Source organism: Arthrobacter sp. B0490 (genome assembly GCF_002929355.1).
Classification (GTDB): domain Bacteria; phylum Actinomycetota; class Actinomycetes; order Actinomycetales; family Micrococcaceae; genus Arthrobacter_D.
Genome location: NZ_PJIR01000056.1, coordinates 1 through 954, shown reverse-complemented (window position 1 = coordinate 954; position 954 = coordinate 1). Strand labels below are relative to the sequence as shown.

Below are 954 nucleotides of genomic sequence, written 5' to 3'. Positions count from 1 at the left end.
TCCACCCACACGTGGAGCTGATCGCCACGATCTGTTTGGTGACGGGTTGCCGATGGGGTGAAGCGCAAGGGCTCACGATTAGTCGGGTGGGCGATGGCATGCTCCAGTTCGTGAACACGAAGTCGAAGCGTCGTCGTGTGGTGCCGATCGATCCGAAGCTAGCGGAGCGGATACGCCAGCACCTTCGGGAACACGGTGCGTTCACCAACTGCCGGGATCGGTTCGATGAAGCTGTGTCGCGTGCCGGGCTGGGTCTGCCTGCCGGACAAAAGTCGCATGTGTTGCGGCATACCTTCGCCTCACACTTCATCGCGAACGGTGGCAATATCCTGACCTTGCAGAAGATCCTCGGTCACTCGTCCCTGGCGATGACAATGCGCTACGCGCACCTTGCGCCCGATCATCTGCAAGACGTGTTAGCGTTTGGTCCTGCTAGGGATTTTCGACACTTCTTCGACACTCCCGCCTCCGAGCTACAGTTGGGGCAGGAAAATTCCTTGTAAATCAATAAGGAAGGCAATCGCACCCGGTGGTGCGGCCGGGCTTCAAATCCTCTATAGCTCGCCTTTGTGAGTAGTCTACGTTGGACTAAAACGGTCATTCCCAGTCGGTGCGCCTCACTTGAGAGACTTTGTTGGACTTATTTGGTTAGTGTTTTCGACACTTTATCGACACATTACAGCACTCGTTATATGCTAACGCCCACAGCCACTTGAAACTACCAAGGGCATTTATCGCCTTGCCTAATAAAAAGCGGGCAACATATGTTTATGGATGAACAAGGAGCAAAGATTGTCAATTCTTACTGCTGACTGTCCTCGTTGTGGCGCGAAGAATATGAGCTTCGACTTGAAGGAACAAACCTTGGCTGGAGTTGTAAACGACTGGCAAAGAATCCTTGAAGTTTTTTGTGTTTGCCGCGGCTGTTCACAATCAACAGTTTTTCGGTTGCGC

The 954-nt window shown here is 52.7% G+C and carries 1 protein-coding gene; it reads left to right on the top strand.

The window, feature by feature from the left end:
- Nucleotides 1-503 (top strand): tyrosine-type recombinase/integrase (locus CXQ97_RS18570; RefSeq protein ID WP_181035156.1); only part of this gene is annotated, 503 nt, incomplete at its 5' end.
- Nucleotides 504-954: the final 451 nt, after the last annotated feature.